This window comes from Ferribacterium limneticum, assembly GCF_020510625.1.
GTDB lineage: Bacteria > Pseudomonadota > Gammaproteobacteria > Burkholderiales > Rhodocyclaceae > Azonexus > Azonexus limneticus_A.
Window position 1 is genome coordinate 2,585,672 of the sequence record NZ_CP075191.1, and the last position, 17,740, is coordinate 2,603,411.

The 17,740-nt window shown below is 57.1% G+C and carries 14 protein-coding genes, 1 tRNA gene and 1 pseudogene; 3 read left to right on the forward strand and 13 right to left on the reverse strand.

Annotated features, from left to right (window positions below; genetic code table 11):
• Positions 1–378: 378 nt before the first annotated feature.
• Complete coding sequence (locus KI617_RS12310; RefSeq protein ID WP_226446677.1) at positions 379–561, reverse strand: helix-turn-helix transcriptional regulator; 183 nt, start codon at positions 559–561, stop codon at positions 379–381.
• Between the two features lie 405 nt (positions 562–966).
• Between KI617_RS12310 and KI617_RS12315 the strand changes: the two genes are divergently transcribed.
• From KI617_RS12315 to KI617_RS12325, 3 genes and pseudogenes are all read left to right on the forward strand, one after another.
• On the forward strand, positions 967–1,488 hold the full coding sequence (locus KI617_RS12315) for a hypothetical protein (RefSeq protein WP_226446679.1): 522 nt from the start codon (positions 967–969) through the stop codon (positions 1,486–1,488).
• A gap of 179 nt (positions 1,489–1,667) precedes the next feature.
• Positions 1,668–2,407: pseudogene (locus KI617_RS12320) on the forward strand (IS5 family transposase).
• A 49-nt stretch (positions 2,408–2,456) separates the two neighbouring features.
• Positions 2,457–3,011: a hypothetical protein gene (locus tag KI617_RS12325; RefSeq protein ID WP_226446681.1), complete on the forward strand. Its 555-nt coding sequence runs from the start codon at positions 2,457–2,459 to the stop codon at positions 3,009–3,011.
• 493 nt (positions 3,012–3,504) lie between these two features.
• Here the strand turns inward: KI617_RS12325 and KI617_RS12330 are convergent.
• The 12 genes from KI617_RS12330 to acs form a co-directional block, all read right to left on the reverse strand.
• A tRNA-Ser gene (locus tag KI617_RS12330) sits at positions 3,505–3,595 on the reverse strand.
• 35 nt (positions 3,596–3,630) lie between these two features.
• Entirely contained in the window at positions 3,631–3,900 is a 270-nt protein-coding gene (locus KI617_RS12335; RefSeq protein WP_226446682.1) for a hypothetical protein, read from the reverse strand.
• 9 nt (positions 3,901–3,909) lie between these two features.
• The gene (locus KI617_RS12340; RefSeq protein ID WP_226446683.1) at positions 3,910–4,161 is read right to left on the reverse strand and encodes a DUF4212 domain-containing protein; all 252 of its coding nucleotides are present in this window, start codon (positions 4,159–4,161) and stop codon (positions 3,910–3,912) included.
• The gene (locus KI617_RS12345; RefSeq protein WP_226446684.1) at positions 4,158–6,194 is read right to left on the reverse strand and encodes a sodium:solute symporter family protein; all 2,037 of its coding nucleotides are present in this window, start codon (positions 6,192–6,194) and stop codon (positions 4,158–4,160) included. Before KI617_RS12345 ends, KI617_RS12340 begins: the two co-directional genes overlap by 4 nt.
• 9 nt (positions 6,195–6,203) lie before the next feature.
• Positions 6,204–6,875: a 3'-5' exonuclease family protein gene (locus KI617_RS12350; protein WP_226446685.1), complete on the reverse strand. Its 672-nt coding sequence runs from the start codon at positions 6,873–6,875 to the stop codon at positions 6,204–6,206.
• Positions 6,872–8,812, reverse strand: a complete 1,941-nt coding sequence (locus KI617_RS12355) for a DUF294 nucleotidyltransferase-like domain-containing protein (RefSeq protein ID WP_226451876.1) — start codon at positions 8,810–8,812, stop codon at positions 6,872–6,874. The genes KI617_RS12350 and KI617_RS12355 overlap by 4 nt, the downstream gene beginning before the upstream one ends.
• A gap of 49 nt (positions 8,813–8,861) precedes the next feature.
• Positions 8,862–9,917 (reverse strand): DUF294 nucleotidyltransferase-like domain-containing protein, encoded by a 1,056-nt coding sequence (locus KI617_RS12360; protein ID WP_226446686.1) that lies wholly within the window; start codon positions 9,915–9,917, stop codon positions 8,862–8,864.
• Positions 9,918–9,924: 7 nt separating this feature from the next.
• Positions 9,925–12,087, reverse strand: a complete 2,163-nt coding sequence (locus KI617_RS12365; protein WP_226446687.1) for a 3'-5' exonuclease — start codon at positions 12,085–12,087, stop codon at positions 9,925–9,927.
• A 68-nt stretch (positions 12,088–12,155) separates the two neighbouring features.
• Positions 12,156–12,527, reverse strand: coding sequence for a response regulator transcription factor (locus tag KI617_RS12370; RefSeq protein ID WP_226446688.1), 372 nt, complete (start codon positions 12,525–12,527; stop codon positions 12,156–12,158).
• A 16-nt stretch (positions 12,528–12,543) separates the two neighbouring features.
• Complete coding sequence (locus KI617_RS12375) at positions 12,544–15,255, reverse strand: ATP-binding protein (RefSeq protein ID WP_226446689.1); 2,712 nt, start codon at positions 15,253–15,255, stop codon at positions 12,544–12,546.
• The gene (locus tag KI617_RS12380) at positions 15,256–15,450 is read right to left on the reverse strand and encodes a hypothetical protein (RefSeq protein WP_226446690.1); all 195 of its coding nucleotides are present in this window, start codon (positions 15,448–15,450) and stop codon (positions 15,256–15,258) included.
• A 248-nt stretch (positions 15,451–15,698) separates the two neighbouring features.
• Entirely contained in the window at positions 15,699–17,663 is a 1,965-nt protein-coding gene (gene acs, locus KI617_RS12385) for an acetate--CoA ligase (RefSeq protein WP_226446692.1), read from the reverse strand.
• Between the last annotated feature and the right edge of the window lie 77 nt (positions 17,664–17,740).

A 17,740-nucleotide genomic window follows, 5' to 3' on the forward strand; every position in this document is an offset into this window, starting at 1 on the left:
TCAACGCCATCCGACGATTACCAAACAGAGATCATCAATCAAATTCAATTCTGTTCAATCAGCACTTCTGACCATTCCATTCTTCAGCCCAGAAATTAAATATCAACTCATACGAATATAAGCGCCTTTACCATTACCAATGACCATTACCTCCTCAGCTATTACTGCTATCACTAATGATTAATATTAATTATTACTACCATAACCGAAATAACAACATACAGAGCCATCCCGACAAAACAACAATTACTCACCCGTACGAATAAAGGTTTTTCTGGCCGGATCAACTCTCGGAATTCATCAAATTAGGTTTGACAAAACTAGACGAGCAGCCATGATCTTGAATTCAAGATCATGGCTGCTCAATTCCGTTTTAATCTAGGCGACACGCTCTTTCGCCCGCTCTTCAATCCACGCAAATATCTCTTGTTCTAGCCAGCCAACACATCTTGGCCCCAAATGGATCGGCTTTGGAAACATGCCTGCTGCCATGTATTTGTAGAGCGTCGATTTAGCTAATCCTGTCGCATCACTAACCCGCTCCACTCGTAAAACTTTCATTTCCGTGCTCCTGGTTATGTTCCAGAGCATTTGCATGAATGAAATTTTTTTACTGAAATTGACGTTGCTGTTCGACTCAGTACGGAGAGTGGAAATCGGGAGGTCGATTTGACGTCTGAGTCATCGCCCCCCAAAAGCCCGTTCTATGTCAGGCGTCCTATCAACCCACACAAAAAAGGCGAGGGCTGCCTGACCGGCACAGTCGGTCATCGAACCACGTTGAGCGACTTTTAAAGCGAGAGCCAGGAACCCGACAACGACAGTATGGCCGCGAACAGGTGCCGCGAAGCGATCTAATATTCCCACGCGCAGTGCGTCGGAATTGACTTTTTAAGCCATTGATTTATCGTTGAATGAAAATAAAATGATGTACTAGAAATTCTCTAGAGATTGAGGAAAAAATAGATGAGCTTCGAGCAGCAACGAACATTTCTAAGCACGCGCCAAACCAAAGTTTTCGCCGAATATTTTCCTGACGAAGCCATCAGCAATCGGCTGATAAACTGGCTTCACCTAGTCCTAGCCTGGAGGAGTGGAAGGCTCGGAGTTAGTGTTAACTTAGATGTTCGTACTCGACCAGAACTCCTTATCCATGAACTAAAGTCAAACCACATTTCCCCAGAGCAGGTCAAGGAAGTTAGGCTTGCAAAAATGTATGAAAAATGTCACTTCGACTGGTTTGAGGATAGTGATATTTTTTACCATACATTCATGTACAGCATCCATGAACAGAAACTTAAAGTAACTATGCCTGTTCTATTAAAATCCCGGCGAATAGATGAGTGCATAATGCTGTTTGATGGAATAATCGGCGATAGAGATACAACGGATGTGTTTCTATTGAACGCAAAGCAAAGATGGATCGATTTCAAGCCGGCTATTGAAATACTCAAATGGGCAAAGAAAGGGGTTGTTGAAAAAATATAGACGCAATAATTTCATCATTCGAGTCGAATGGAGAATTTTTTCCACGTACATACGAGCATTATTCCGTAGACGATCCATACACAAAATTCATGGTATGGATTTTTTCACTAGGGGCTGTTCACAAATGACGAAATTATGTACATTCTCGCTTTTTGGAGTCTGCGAGGATGGACCGGAAGATGTTGCGAGACGACCAATGGCGGCGAATCGAAGCCCTGTGCTCAGGCAGAGCCAACGAGCGCGGGGTAACTGGGCGCGACAACCGACTCTTTGTCGAAGCGGTGCTATGGATCGCCCGCACGGGCTCGCCGTGGCGCGACCTGCCCACGCACTTCGGAGCTTGGCACACGACGTACATGCGCTTTTCCCGCTGGAGCAAGAAAGGGGTTTGGGCGCGGATGGCCGAAGCACTCAAGAGCGACGCCGATCTGGAGCAGTTGTTTGTCGACGCGACCATCGTGCGAGCCCACCAACACGCGACTGGCGCCCAAAAAAAGCGGGCGATCAAGCCATCGGGCGTAGCCGGGGCGGACTGAGTACCAAAATTCATGCGGCGGTTGAGGCCCTGGGTAATCCCTTGCGTTTGCGCCTGACCGCTGGGCAAATCGCCGACATTACCGAAGCAGCCGCTCTCATCGAGGGGATTGAGGCGCAGAGCGTCATCGCCGACAAGGGCTACGATGCCAACGCATTCGTCGACACCATTGAAGCGCAGGGCGCACAGGCGGTGATTCCGCCACGCGGTAATCGCCTGACTCAGCGTGCCTATGATCGTCACCTTTACAAAGACCGCAACCTCGTCGAACGCTTTTTCTGCCGACTCAAGCAGTTCAGGCGCATCGCCACACGCTACGAGAAGCTAGCGCAGAACTTCATGTCCATGCTCAACCTCGCTTCCGCCTATATCTGGCTGGCATGATCGCCAAAAACCCAATTGTTAACAGCCCCTAGGCATCAAAAAAAATATCGTGAAAGGAATATCAACCCACGCCAAAAAAACGATCCGCCAATCACTACCAAGAAAAACAAAAGGAAAGAGCCAGATCAATGTATCAATATGCAAATCAACGATAGATAATTTAGAAAAGCTTTGCAAAGAAAAAAGCTCATCGAAAGCAAATTTAATAACCGAATTAATTGACAATTACAGCACTTACAATAAAGAGATCGATGCCGCAATCCAAAGGGCTAAAACAGTAGTCGTGGAGATGAAATCGATAAACCCTCTGCAGATAATTCAGTCTATTTCTCCAGCAACACCAAGAGCTTCTGATATAAATCCCAACAAAATATCCACCAAAATAAAAGAAGAAAAAAATCTACCGAATGAATATCCAAAAACTCCACGACAACGACCATATGAGACTAGAATTTCTGAAGACAATCTTCCTTCTTCAACAAATCCAAAAAACAACATTGACGGTATAACTATAGTAAGAAAAAAGAGAATTGAATTTAGGGGCAGAGACCCTAATAAGAATAAATCGATGCCTCCTGAAAGCGGAGCGTCTGATAGCGATTGAGTTGCACGCCTCATTGCACAGCGACCGTAGCAACTCCCTCACAACAAATCTCAGCGCAAGAGGCAAAAAGTACCCCTAACGGCAAGCCGTAGATTGCAACTCAGGACACAACGGTTAAATTGCAGGCGCGGGAAACGAGGGAGCGAGCATGGCGTGATGCCATACAGGCATTGATGTGAGGTTCAGCTTCCGGAGATTTGAGTTGCTAGACAATCGAATGGGAAGCGATCAGAGAGGAAAGGCAGCAGTGGAAGCATGCTTAGCGCTTAGAGACCCTTCCTACGAGGACAGCTAACGCCTGTACGTTCGCTCAACCATGGGAGGATGCAGCAACCAGCGTTGCGCTCGCGATTGAATTATTGGGACACTCTCAGCATGCTTCACAGATGAGCCCCCATCCAAATCAAGCGCAATTAATGCGGGGGGCTGAGTGGTGGGCCAGAAAAAACAACAAACAAAAAAGCCCTTGTTTCCAAGGGCTTAGATGTAAAACTGGCGGAGGAGGCGGGATTCGAACCCGCGGTAGGGGATTACCCTACACACGCTTTCCAGGCGTGCGACTTAAACCACTCATCCACCCCTCCGGAAGCCGCGCATTGTAGCAGAAGCGCAAAAATGGTCAAACAAACTTTCGGATAAAAGCCAGTCCAATCCAGAGCAGCAGCAGAAGTGCAAAACTGACAACGCCGATCACAATATCGCTTGATGAACGTGGCAATAGCGCTGCGACAAGCCGGCGAGGTGCTTTGGTCAGCAAATCAAACAACTGGTAGATGCGATTGTTTGCCCGCCGCTGCCCGGCCAGGATGTAAAGCATGCCCTGCCCCACAAGGCACAGACCCAGCATCTCGATGATGGCTCTGGCGGCACTGATCAGGAAGAAGCTCACGACGGGAGTCTAGTCCTCGTCCACACCAAATTCGGCATCGATCTTTCGCATCTGCCGGTTGTACCACCAGATGATCAGCAGAAAGATCACCAGAGAACCTTGTGCCGCCATGTAGAAGCCGAGCGGAAAACCGAGGAACCGGACCGCATTGACTTCACGGGCGAACCAGGTGACGCCGAAGGTCAGGCAAAGCCAGCAAAAAAGCAGGAAAAAGGTCAGTCGCCGAGTCCGGCGCCAGTAGCTATTGGCTTTTTCCGTCATGATGAAGTGTCATTGCGAAAGCGGATGGCTTTCAGGAAATTAAGCGCTCCGGGCTCGGGTTTGGTCACCAGGCTGACCAGAATAATCGTTGCAAAGCCAGCCAGAACACCAAAGAAGCCGCTGGAAGTCGCCTGAATATGGAACCAGGGATCCATGTGAAGGCCGCTGATACCCAGCCAGGGAATGCTGTCGAATTCGACACGCACAATGTAATAGATCGATATCAGCACTCCGACAATCATGCCGGCCAGCGCCCCCTGACGTGTCGCCCGCTCCCAGAAAATACCAAGCACCAGCGCTGGGAAGAAGGCGGAACCGGCTATCGAGAAGGCCCAAGCGACCATGGACAGGATTGTTCCCGGCTTTTGGGCAGCGACGGTGGCTGCCAGCACGGCAACGACCAGCAACATCGACTTGGAAATGACCAGCCTGAACTGCGTCGAAGCATCAGGACGGAAGATACGGTAATAGACGTCGTGGGACAGCGCGCTGGTGATCGTCAGCAACAAGCCATCAGCCGTAGACAGCGCGGCAGCCAAGCCGCCGGCCGCAACCAACCCGGAAACGACGTAGGGCATGCCGGCGATTTCTGGCGTTGCCAGCACGATCACGTCCGGATTCAGCGAAAGTTCGGCCAACTGGAGAATGCCGTCAGCGTTGATATCTTCGATGCTGACCAGCCCGATCTTGGCCCATGCCGCCACCCAACCAGGCAACTTGGCGATGGGTATTTCGGCAAGGTGGGAGAGGACCTCGTATTTGGCAAATACGGCGTAAGCCGGTGCCGTGATATAGAGCAAAAGAATAAACAGCAGCGACCAGAATACGGATTCCCGCGCTTCGCGAACGGATGGCGTCGTGTAATAACGCGTCAAAACGTGCGGCAAGGCGGCGGTGCCGACGGTCAGGCAAAAAATCAGGGCGAGAAAATTGATCCGCTGGATATCCTGCTCCTCGACCGTCTCGCCAGGAAACGCTTCACCATGATGAATCGGCGGCTTGCTGCGATCGGCCGCCGAAAACATGGCGTTTTCCCAACGAATCTTCGCCTGATCGGGATCGTGCGGCAAATCACGACGTTGCCGTTCGAGCGCGACAATATCCTTCATCTGCGCATCGCTGGCCTTGAGTTGATTGATCTGGGTCGACAGCTGTTCCCGTTCGTGGGTCAGGGAGTGCGGCAGTTGCATGATCTTCTGGGCGTACAGATCGGCCCGATCCTTGAACAACTGGCGCACCTCAACCTCGGCCGGCGTATCGAACAAACGATTTTCGAGTGCCGTCACCTGCTGCAGCACCTGCCCATAGACCAGTTGCGGGATCGGATTGCCGGTCACGTTGTAGGACAGGATAGCCACCGGCGTCACGTAGGCAACGATCAGGATCAGGTATTGGGCCACCTGCGTCCAGGTAACAGCCTTCATGCCGCCAAGAAAGGAGCAAACCAGAATGCCGGCCAGGCCGACAAAGACACCGATTTCGAACTGCAGACTGACGAACCGACTGGTGATGACGCCGACGCCATAGATCTGGGCCACCACATAAACGAAGGAAGCGAGGATGGCTGCGCCAACGGCCACCAGACGAATGGCATTGCCGCCGTAACGCGCCCCCAGAAAATCGGGAATGGTGTACTGGCCAAAACGCCGCAGATAAGGCGCCAGCAACAGAGCCACCAACACGAAGCCGCCGGTCCAGCCGATCACATAGGCCAGGCCCTGAAACCCCGAGAGATAGAGTGTTCCCGCCATGCCGATGAACGAGGCCGCACTCATCCAGTCGGCGCCGGTCGCCATGCCGTTGAAGAAGGCGGGAACCTTTCTCCCGGCGACGTAATACTCGGAAACGTCGGACGTTCGGCTGACGATCCCGATCAGGGCATACATCGAAATCGTGAAGAACAGGAAGGAATAGCCGATCCAGCGCGGCGGCATGCCGTGCTGTTCAAGGATCGCCAGCGCACCGATGAACGCCAGGAAGCAGCCTGTGTAATACAGGTAATAGCGCTGCAGCCTGGTCAGCGAACTCAACATCCGGCGATGCTAGTGGTTGCGCCGCAGGAAACTGCTCGCCCGCGACTCATCGACCAGATGCGTCGCCGTATCGATCTGCTTGCCTACGGCACGGACCAGCAACATCTGGAAGATGCGGCCGAGCAGCAGCGTATTGGCCATCGCATCGCGCCGACCGCTACCGGAATCCAGGCCAAAAACGTCGATCCAGTGGTCAAGCGGCATCACGGTATGCCCCTTTTCTTCGAACATCGAAGGCAGCAGCCAGGCCAGATCAACCCATTGCGGCTGGAAATCGACCCCCAGACGTTCCTTGAAGGCACGCTGCAGAAAGCCACCGACATAAGGCACGTGATAGGTCACCAGCGGCGCCTTGGCCGCGAACAGCAGGAAGGCCGCCAGCTGCCGATCAACGGCAGCGCCCTCGCCGTCCAGCGTCGAGAAGTCAATGTAGAAGGTATCGTCCGGCTGGATGGCTCCTTGCCAGACGCTGCTGGCAGCGATGCCCAGCAGTTGGTCGCTCTCGGGTTGCAGGCCGCTGCTGACGATATCGACGACGACATAGCGGGTATGAAAATGCAGATCGTCCAGCGGCGGCGTAGCACTGGCCCGCCAGCCCTCGAGCGAGGCGCGGACATCATCCGGCAGATGAGACGGTGCGCCACCCCGGAACAGGAATTTCTTGAGGCCGAGCATGGTCATTGCACCTGATAGTCGAGTTTGAGGCGCGTCTGGATCTTGCGGGCCTGACGGAAGGATTCTTTCAGGATACGGCGATCCAGTTCATTCAAGGTATCCGGATCGATCAGGTTATCGCCCTGCGTTCCCGGCTCGCCTTCCAGATACTGATGCTGCAGGCGCAGGAGCTGGATGAAATTGAGCCCTTCGAGCACCGCGTTGATTTCATCGCTGCGGATCGACAGGCGCTGCGAGGCCAGGCGCAGGCGCTGGATCGAATTGGTGTTGTGCACCCCGCTGGCCATCGCATAGATGCGGGCGACATCGACGAAAATGCGCGAACCGTATTTCTTGAGATCGATCTTGCCCGGATGGTCGGGTTCAAGATCGGTCAGGAAATCACGAATCTTGCCGAGTGGCGGTTCGACATCAAGCGCATTCTTCGCCATGGCGCGCAGGAACATCGGGTTGGCTGCCGTCTGGGCCAGCAGGTGGCGGCGCATGGCCTCGGCCAGTTCAGCCTTGCCGAACAAGGCGCGGAAATCGAAGAAGATGGTCGCATTGAGCAGCGCATCCGGCTGTGGCATGCGAATCCAGTTGGCAAACTGATCCTTCCACTCTTCAAGCGTCAGACACCATTGCGGATTGCTCGCCATGATGTTGCCCTTGCACAGCGGGAAGCCACAGCGATCAAGGTCGTTGTTGACGTCCAGCGCATAGGCCAGGAAACGCTGCTTGAGCGCATCGACCGAAGCGCCTTCCGGCGGGGCGAAGACAATGCCGTTATCCTGGTCGGTACTGAAGGTCTGCTCGTCGCGACCTTCCGAGCCGAAGGCCAGCCAAGCCCACTCGATACCGTCGAAATTATGGTTTTCGAGGTTGAGCTGGATAACCCGGCGGGTCAGCGCATCGTTCAGCGCCGAAATGAATTGCGTCAATTGTTCGGCACCAACGCCTTGCGCCAGCATGTTGAAGGACAGTTGTCGTACGTCGGCAGCCGCCTGTTGCAGCGCCTCGACATTGTGGGCGCCGTCGATGGCCTGACGAATCTGGCGCAGACCGACACGCTGCAACGAGAACAGATCGCGCTCGGAAACGACACCAGTCAGCTTGCCTTCGGCATCGGTCACCAGCACGTGGCGAATGCCGTGCGTCGCCATGGCGAACATCGCATCGTAGGCCGTGGCGTGCTCTTCAATCATGAATGGATTCTGCGACATGGCCTGACCGATCGGCGTCGTCAGCGGCAGATCGGCCAGCACGACACGGTCGAGCAGGTCGGTACGCGTAAAGACGCCGACGGCCTTGCGATCTTCACCGGCAATAACCAGCGAACCGACACCGGCTTGCGACATCGTTTCGAGTGCCGTGCGCAGGGGCGTTTCCGGTGCGACGGTAATCGGCGAGCGGGAACCAATGCCGGCCAGCGGTGAATTCAACGTCTGCTGCTCGCTGGCGCGCTGGGCGAACTGGAGCTGGAGCTGGCGGCGTGACTGGTCGAGCAGGCTGGCAATGTACTTCGTGCAGAACAGGTTGAATTCCGGGCTCGACGACATCAGCACCAGGAAATCCTCGGCCGGCAACTGGTAGCAGAAGGTATCCTCAACCGCCGTATAGACGTTGGTCGACGGCCGCCCGGCCGTCACCGCGCCGATCGGGAAGCTTTCCCCGGCGCCAAGACTGAGAACGGAATACTCGGTCACGGTCACTTCGCCGGCCTGGCGCGCCTGCACCTTGCCGGACTCGATCAGGTAGAAGAAACGGACATTGCCGGAATCCGGTCCGATGATCTCGCTGCCGGCCGGGTAAAACGCGATCTGCGCCTTTTCGGCAAAATGTTGCAGCGCCCCCGGCTGCATCTTGTTGAACGGAGCGTGGTTACGCAAAAAAGCCTGCGTATTGCCCGCCATGCGGGTGCGGCCTTCCTGGCGCAGCGTCATTTCCACTTGGCCCACGGCCATCTCCTGCCCTGATTGTTGTTGCGTATTCACGACAACCTCATCTTTTTCTTCAAAGTGAATAGTTTAACTTGAGACGCTGTTGCAGGCGGCGCGCCTGCTTGAGTGCCTCACGCAGAATGGCCCGATCCATCTCATGCAGCGCAGCGGGTTTCAGGCCCCCACCCTCCGCTTCGCCCTTGGCCGAGGCATTCATCTGCTGCCCCAGCCGCAATCGCAATATGTGTGAAAAAGCCGCGCTGAGCGCAGCAATTTCGGTCGCCTGCAAACCAATCGCTGCCCCGGCTTCAGTCAGGCGCTCACTGGTATTGACCCCCCTCGTCCCACTGGTCAGCGCAAAGATACGCGCCGCATCGACAAAGATCCGGCTACCGTATTTCTTGAGATCGACCGCCTGAGCTTCGTCAAGCACCAGTTCGCCGCGGAAATTGAGCGGCACTTCGGCCTGCAGCGCATTGGCCGCCATCAGGTGCTGAAACGATGGGGTGGCAACGGTCATCGACAGCAGCAAGGTACGCAGGCGCTCCCCCAATTCGAGTTGACCATACAGCGGCCGCAAATCGAAGAAGATGCTGGCATTGAGCAGCGCCACCGGGTCCGGCCGGCGCACCCAGTCGATGAACCGTCCTCGCCACTCATCCAGGGAAAGACACCACGCCGGATTACCCGCCATGATCTGGCCACTGCACAGCGCGAACCCGCAGGCGGCCAGTTGCCGATTGACGTCCTGGGCAAACGGCAGGAACAGCTCACGCAAGGCAGCCGCCTCCTGATCGCTCGTCGCATTGAAGATCAGGCCGTTATCCTGGTCGGTGACAAAAGTCTGCTCATGCCGTCCCTCCGAGCCCAGCGCTAGCCAGCACCAGGCCACCGGCGGCAGGCGATGCCGTTGGGCCGTCAACGCGATGACTTTTTCGGTCAGCCGGTCATTGAAGGCTGAAATCAGGCGCGTCGCGACGCAGCCATCCAGTCCACCACTGATCGCATGCTGCTGAAATGCCCGCAAACGACCGGCCAAGGCCGGCGCCGCCTCGATATCGAGCAGCGCGTTCAGCGCCGCTGTCAGCTCAAGCTGCTCGGTGCAGGGCGAGAGGATGTCGGGAATCACACCAGTCTCAGTATTTCACCCGGGCGAAATAGGTCTTCTCGGCTGCTTCGAGGGCCTGGCGAACGGTGACGATGCCCTGATCCTCCAGCAGCTTGACTAGCTTCAGGAAAACCTCGCCGGTCGCCAGCGCATCTTCGAGGGCGTTGTGCCGCTTGCCGATGGTGATGCCAAGCCGCTCCAAGATAACGTCGAGCTTGTGCGATTCCTGATTCGGATGGACAACGGCGGAAAGCAGCAAGGTATCGAGCACCGGCTGGGTGAAGCGAATATTGGTCCGGTCCTCCTTGAGTTGGAGGAAACGCATGTCGAAGGCCGCATTGTGGGCAATCAGCACGGTGTCTTCGCAGAACTCGTGGAAAGCCGGCAGCACGACATCGATGTTCGGCTGGCCGCGCACCATGTCCTCGGTAATGCCGTGAATCGGGATCGACTCCGGCTTCAGCGGAATTTCGGGGTCGACGATCTGGTTGAAGGTTTCCTGCCGCAACAGGCGGTTATTGACGATGCGGGCGGCGCCGATCTGGATGATCTCGTCGCCGTTGGACGGTTCCAGCCCGGTCGTTTCGGTATCGAAGACGGTATAAGTGAGTTCGGACAGCTTGCGGTCGAGGTCGATCGATTTGTCTTCGAACTTGAAAAGGTCGAAGTCATAGTATTCCGGACGCCCCTTACCCCGGGTACGCTCTTCCTGATCCTGTTCGACTTCGGGCGTCGCCACCGGCAACACGAAGCGGAAGTAGGCACGATGCGCCGCCTTTTCGCGCTGATACCAGATCTCGCCACCGTGCCGATCGATCACATCCCGCAGGGTCAGTGGCGAGGTTTCGCTGCCGATCTGCATGGCCTCCATTTCCCACGTATAGAACGTTTCCGACGACATAGCCGGCCCGGCCCAGATCAGGTCGAGATAGGCCAGTTTGCCGGAGGAAGTCAGGCGGAAGCGCAATTCGCGTGGATCGTAGTGATCCTGCAGCTTCGAGGCGAGACAGACCAGCGCGAAGACGAGCGAAAAACTGTCGGCCTTGATCCACAAGGCATCATCCATTTCTTCAGTCTTGCTCGGCAGTTTGAGCTTGTCATCGATACGGCGCTGGGCGGCAGCGATGATGTCGATGCCGAGAATGTCTTCAAGCGGCCAGCGCGTCTTGATCGCATCGGAAAACTGGCTCATGGTCTGGTCGATGACCTGGCTGCGCTTGGCCACTTCGTCGTCGATCACGTGCAGAAAGCGCTCACGCAACTCGGCTTCCATGTCCGGATAATCGAGCAGATTGGCAACCGCTGCGCGGATGTTGCCAATCGAGGAACGGCTGCCCTGGGTCAGCGTGTGCAGCGCCTGATCCCGGCGTTCTTCTTCCTCGATGCTGCGGGTAATGTTTTCGACGGTCAGCACGTAGCCCGACATCGAGGCTTCAGTGGCCTCACCGGAGGTCGCCAGCACCGGCACCATCTGGATGCGCAACAACTGGCCACCGCGCGTTGTCGTGATGAAGTTCGAAATCGCCGTCTTGCCGGCAACCAAACGCTGGTGAATGACTTCGCGGGCATGCTCGATCTGCCCTTTTTCGAGAATCGAGAAAATCGAACGTCCCAGGCCGATCAGCGCGCCGCCCGCCACCGAGGTCGGGCCTTGCGACAGTGCCTTGAACTGCAGGCGAGCCCGGTTGTTGTAGAGCAGGATGCGACCATCGAGATTGCAGACGACAACGGCCTGGGCCAGTTCCGACATCAGCGCCGCCAGCCGGTTTTTCTCTTCCTCGACGGAGGCCTTGGCCGTGGCTATCTGCGCATCGACATCGTCCATCAGGGCATCGCGCTGTTGGGCAAGATCGTTTGCCGCCTGCGCCAGTTGCATCACTTCCGGCGGACCTTCGATCGTCACCCGGAAATTGCGGTTGGCCCCCAGCATCAGGCGCAGGGTCTCCGCCATGCGCAGCAAACCCTCGACGTATTGCTTGAACAGCTTGTGCAGAACCAGCACGCCAATGACAAAACCAAACAGCGTCATCATGGTTCCAACCGGCAGTCGCGACAGCAACAGCCCGGTCAGCATGCTGCGCTCGGCTTCCTTCATGTCCAGCCAGACCAGCAAGGAAGTCACGACAAACGGACCGGTCATCAGCAGACCGAGAACAACCACGGCAATGATTAAACGATGTTTGGCCTTCATGGCACGCATCCCGACAAAATGGGTTTGGATTTCGACCTGCTCAGGCCGTCGCCCCGGAAAATCGGCGATCAGGCAACCCCGAGCATGGTCTTGACCTTGGCGACCAGATCCTTGGTCGAAAACGGCTTGGTGACGTAGGCATCAGCCCCGATCGCCAGGCCTTTGGCCACCTCGGTATCGCGTCCCTTGGCGGTCAGCATGACAATCTGCAAACCCGTTCTGGCGGGGTCGGCGCGCAAGGCTTCGCAGACTTCAAAGCCGGATTTCTTCGGCATCATCACGTCGAGCAGAACGAGGTCGGGGCTGAAGCTCGCCACCTTGGCCAGAGCCTCTTCACCGTCGACGGCGACGGCGACATCGAAGCCCTCTTTTTTCATCAAGAACTCAAGCGAGATGACGATATTCGGTTCGTCATCGACGATAAGGATTTTTTTGGTCATATGTTTGTCTCCCTTGTTATTCCTCCGATGCCGGTAAGGGCACCGTGAAAATGAAATTCGCACCCTCGCCCGGGTGGCTTTCAACCCAAAGCTTACCACCGAAATATTCGATGATCTGCCGACTGATCGGCAAGCCCAGACCCGTGCCTTTAGGCTTGCCGGTCAGGGTGTTTCCACCCTGCCGGAATTTCTCGAAAATGACATCGCACTCTTCATGCGTCAAACCCGGTCCGTTGTCCTTGACCTCGACCCGAACCATCTGGCCATCGACGCCAACCTTGACCTGAACACAGCCAAGCTCCCCCGGCACGAATTTGACGGCATTCGACAACAGGTTGATCAAAACCTGCGTCAAGCGATCACGATCAGCCAGTACGATCGGCCCGCTGGCGGGAATATCGCCCTCCAGCAGCACGCCCTTCTCACGGAACAACTGGCCGACCGAATCCATGGTCTCGCGGGCAATCTCGCCGAGATCGACTTCGCCGGTCGTCCATTCCGCGCGCCCAGACTCCAGCTTGGCCATATCGAGAATCTGGTTGATCAGCCGAGTCAGCCGCTCGGCTTCACCGACGATGATGCCGAGAAATCGCGTCCGGTCAGCCAGCTCCAGCCGCGGGTCTTCATGCAGCATTTCGGACAAGGCCCGAATCGATGTCAGCGGCGTGCGCAGCTCATGCGTCACGGTCGAGATGAAATCGTCCTTCATGCGGTCCAGTTCGCGCAGACGTTCATTCGCCTCGCGCAGCTCACTCGTTGCCGCTTCGAGCTCACGCTGCTTGGCTTCCAGTTCGCGGCTGTGGGCCCGTACCTGGGTCGCCTCGTCGAGAATATCGAGCACCTCTTCCAGGCCGAGATCTTCTTCCTGCGCCACCGAAGCCACCATCACCCGGGCACTGGCCGAACCAATCGCCCCGGCCAGCTCGGCTTCGGCAAACTGCACGAACTGCGCGTCGACAGGCAGGCTGCGCCAATCAGCCAGCCCCCTGCCCTGGGCATAGAGGCTCAATTGCTGGTGCGCCCGCGACGCCCCCAAAAATCGTTCAAGCAGGCCGACCAGGGCGTCCAGCGAAGCTTTGCCACGCCACAGCCTGGCCTCGGCCTTGCGTGGATCAAAGCGAAAGACATCGACGAAACGTTCTGCCTGGCTAGCCTCCACGGCATCCGGCGTCGAGTTCAGCGATACCGCCACATAAGCACCAATATTGGCCAGCATGCTCCACCACAGGCAATGCGATATTTCGTCCAGTCCGCCCAGGCCAAACAAGGCCTGCGCCTTCAGCCAGCCGATGCCGAACAGGCCATGCTCGACAAAGCCGCTCGCCATCCAGCCGGACTTGGCAAACGACGGCAGCAACAAGGTGTAAAGCCAGATCGCAAAGCCGGCTGATAACCCGGCCACGGCGCCGGCCCGCGTGCCCTGCTTCCAGTACATGCCACCGAACATGGCCGGGGCAAACTGGGCAACCGCCGTAAATGAAATCAGACCGATACCAACCAGCGCATAGGCTTCGCCAGCCGCCCGGAAATAGATATAGCCAAGGAGCAGGATCAACGCGATGGCGACGCGCCGGATGCCAATCAACAAGCCGGAAAGATCCTGTCGTTTTTCTGCCTGCAACCAGGGCGAGCGCAACAGCCAGGGCATGACCAGATCGTTGCAGACCATGGTCGACAGGGCGATGGTTTCAACGATCACCATGCCGGTCGCCGCCGACAGGCCACCAATGAAAGCGAGCAGCGCCAGCGCCTCGGCGCCACGCGCCAGAGGCAGCGTCAACACGAAGGTATCCGGATTGAATCCCTGCCCGCCAAAATGCAGCAGGCCACCGAGCGCCAGCGGCAGCACGAAGATATTGATCAGCAGCAGATAAAGCGGAAAGAGCCAGACAGCGCGCTTGAGGTGGGACTCATCGACGTTTTCAACCACAATGATCTGGAACTGGCGTGGCAAGAAAATGATCGCCAGGCCGGAGAGCACGATCAGCGCAGTCCACGTTCCGGCCCGACTCGAATCCAGTTGCAGGAGACGGCCCAGCTCCGGACTCGCCGCTGCCCGTTGGAACAGATCGCCCAGTCCGCCAAACATGCCATAAGTCACAAACAGGCCGACCGCCATGAAGGCGATGAGTTTGACCACCGACTCGAAAGCCACGGCGGCTACCATGCCCTCGTGCCGCTCCGTCGCATCGAGATGGCGTGTTCCGAACAGGATGGAGAAAAGTGCGAGAACGGCGGCAATCAGAAACGTTGAATCCAGCCCCCAGAACTGCACGGAACTGCCGGAGTGCGCCAGCAGGACATCAAGACTGGCCGCCATCGCCTTCAATTGCAGCGCAATGTAAGGCACCACACCAATGACTGCGATGACCGTAACCATGCCGGCCAGCAACTGGCTCTTGCCGTAGCGCGAGGCGATGAAGTCGGCAATCGAGGTAATGCGCTGCGCCTTGCTGATGCGGATCATCTTGATGATGACGCCGACGCACAGCAGCATCAGGGTCGGGCCGAGATAGATGGTCAGGAAGGAGAGCCCGCCCGAGGTTGCCCGTCCGACACTGCCGTAGAAAGTCCAGGAAGTGCAATAAACGGCCAGCGACAGCGCGTAGACATTGGCGGAAATAATCGACTTGCCGGCATCGGCCCGCGCGTCGCCAAAACGCGCCACACCGAACAACAGGCCAAGATAGGCCGCCGCCAGCAGGGCGATGAACCATCCGGACAGCATTTACTTGCCCCGCCGCTCGGCCACCCAGGCGGCCAATGCAATCAGCCCGGCCCAGACACCGAAGAGATAGAGATAGCTTGCCGGAATGCCCCCCAGGCTGCCATCAGGCAAACTGAGCAAGGGATAGGTCAGCAGCGGCACACCGAGCAGGCTGAGCGCAGCCAGTCGTTGCCGGATCGGATTTGCTCGTTTCACCCCCGACCCTCCGCACAAAATAAAAACGGCCGGCACGCCAAGCGTGCCAGCCGTTCGGGAATGTGGCCAGATGCGTCCACACGGGAGGCCACCTTATGGGCGACCATTGTCTCCTCCTTGCCCCTTGTTCGATAGAAACGGCCAGGCAAGTGCGCCATTTCCTTTTGACTGTACTGCACGGACAACCCGAAGACTGTCCGCTGGCAACCGGGTTTTGCCTGTTGGGGCGAAACCCGGTGCCATTTTTCTTAGCCCTTCAACTGTTCCAGAATGGCCGGATTTTCGAGCGTAGACGTGTCTTGCGTCAGTTCCTCGCCCTTGGCCAGACCGCGCAGCAGACGGCGCATGATCTTGCCCGAACGGGTCTTCGGCAGGTTGTCACCGAAACGGATGTCCTTCGGCTTGGCAATCGGACCGATTTCCTTGCCCACCCAGTCAGACAGTTCCTTGATCAGCTTCTTGGTGGTTTCCGGATCGGTCGGGCGGGAGCCCTTCAACACCACGAAGGCGACGATGGCTTCACCGGTCAGGTCATCCGGGCGGCCAACAACGGCAGCTTCGGCAACCAGCGGATTGGCAACCAGGGCAGATTCGATTTCCATCGTGCCCATGCGGTGGCCGGAAACGTTCAGCACGTCGTCGATACGGCCGGTGATGGTGAAGTAGCCGGTGTCCTTGTCGCGAATCGCGCCGTCGCCAGCCAGGTAGTACTTGCCCTGGAAGTCTTGCGGATAGTAGGACTTGACGAAGCGCTCGTCGTCGTTCCAGATCGTGCGGATCATCGACGGCCAAGGCTTCTTGCAGACCAGGATACCGCCCTGGCCCCACGGCAGATCGGCACCGGTCTCATCGACCACGGCGAACTGGATGCCCGGGAACGGCAGGGTGCAGGAACCCGGAACCAGCGGGGTTGCGCCCGGCAGCGGAGTGATCATGTGACCACCGGTTTCGGTTTGCCAGAAGGTATCGACGATCGGGCAACGGCCGCCGCCAACGTTCTCGTAGTACCACGTCCAGGCCGCCGGGTTGATCGGCTCGCCGACCGAACCGAGGATGCGCAGCGAAGACAGGTCGTAGCTCTTCGGATGCACAGCAGCGTTGTTGTCAGAGGACTTGATCAACGAACGGATGGCGGTCGGGGCGGTGTAGAAGATGGAGACCTTGTGATCCTGGATCATCTTCCAGAAACGACCGGCATCCGGGTAAGTCGGGACGCCTTCGAAGACGACTTCAGTCGCGCCGCAGGCCAGTGGGCCGTAGGTGATGTAGGTGTGGCCCGTGACCCAGCCGATGTCGGCCGTGCACCAGAAGACATCGTTCGGCTTGATGTCGAAGGTCCACTTCATGGTCATGATGGCGTGCAGCAGGTAGCCGCCGGTCGAGTGCTGGACACCCTTCGGCTTGCCGGTGGAACCCGAGGTGTAGAGCAGGAACAGCGGGTGTTCGGCTTCAACCCATTCCGGTTCGCAAACGTCAGACTGGTTGGCTACGGCGTCGTGCAGCCAGGTATCGCGGCCGGCAACCATATTGACTTCGGCGCCGGTGCGCTTGAAGACGATAACGTTCTTGACGGATTCGCAGCCGCCCATGGCGAAAGCTTCGTCAGCAATCGGCTTCAGGGGAATAGCCTTGCCGCCGCGGAACTGACCGTCGGAGGTGATCAGGGCAACAGCGCCGGCGTCGTTGATACGATCGCGCAGGGACTGAGCGGAGAAGCCGCCGAAAACGATGGAATGGATGGCACCGATACGGGCGCAAGCCTGCATCGCGCAGATGCCTTCAACGGTCATCGGCATGTAGATGACGACGCGATCACCCTTCTTGACACCCATGCCGCGCAGGGCATTGGCGAACTTGGCAACCTTGGAGAGCAGTTCCTTGTAGGTGACCTTGGTGACTTCGCCGTTGTCGGCTTCGAAAATCAGGGCGACTTTTTCGCCGAGACCGGCTTCGACGTTACGGTCGAGGCAGTTGTAGGAAACGTTCAGCTTGCCATCGGCAAACCATTTGAAGAAGGGGGCGTTGGACTCGTCAAGCGACTGGGTAAACGGCTGCTTCCACGTGATCATTTCACGGGCGCGCTTGGCCCAGAATTCCGGGTAGTCGGCTTCCGCTTCCGCGCACAGCGCCCGATAGGCGTCCATCCCCGAAACCGCCGCGTTCTTGACCATTTCGTCAGACGGATAAATTAGCTGCACGGACTCATTCGACATATTCTTCTCCTCTGCGGTACTTCGCAATTTATGTTGAAACAACCGATTGGATCTCGGGCTTGACCCCGGGACTGTGT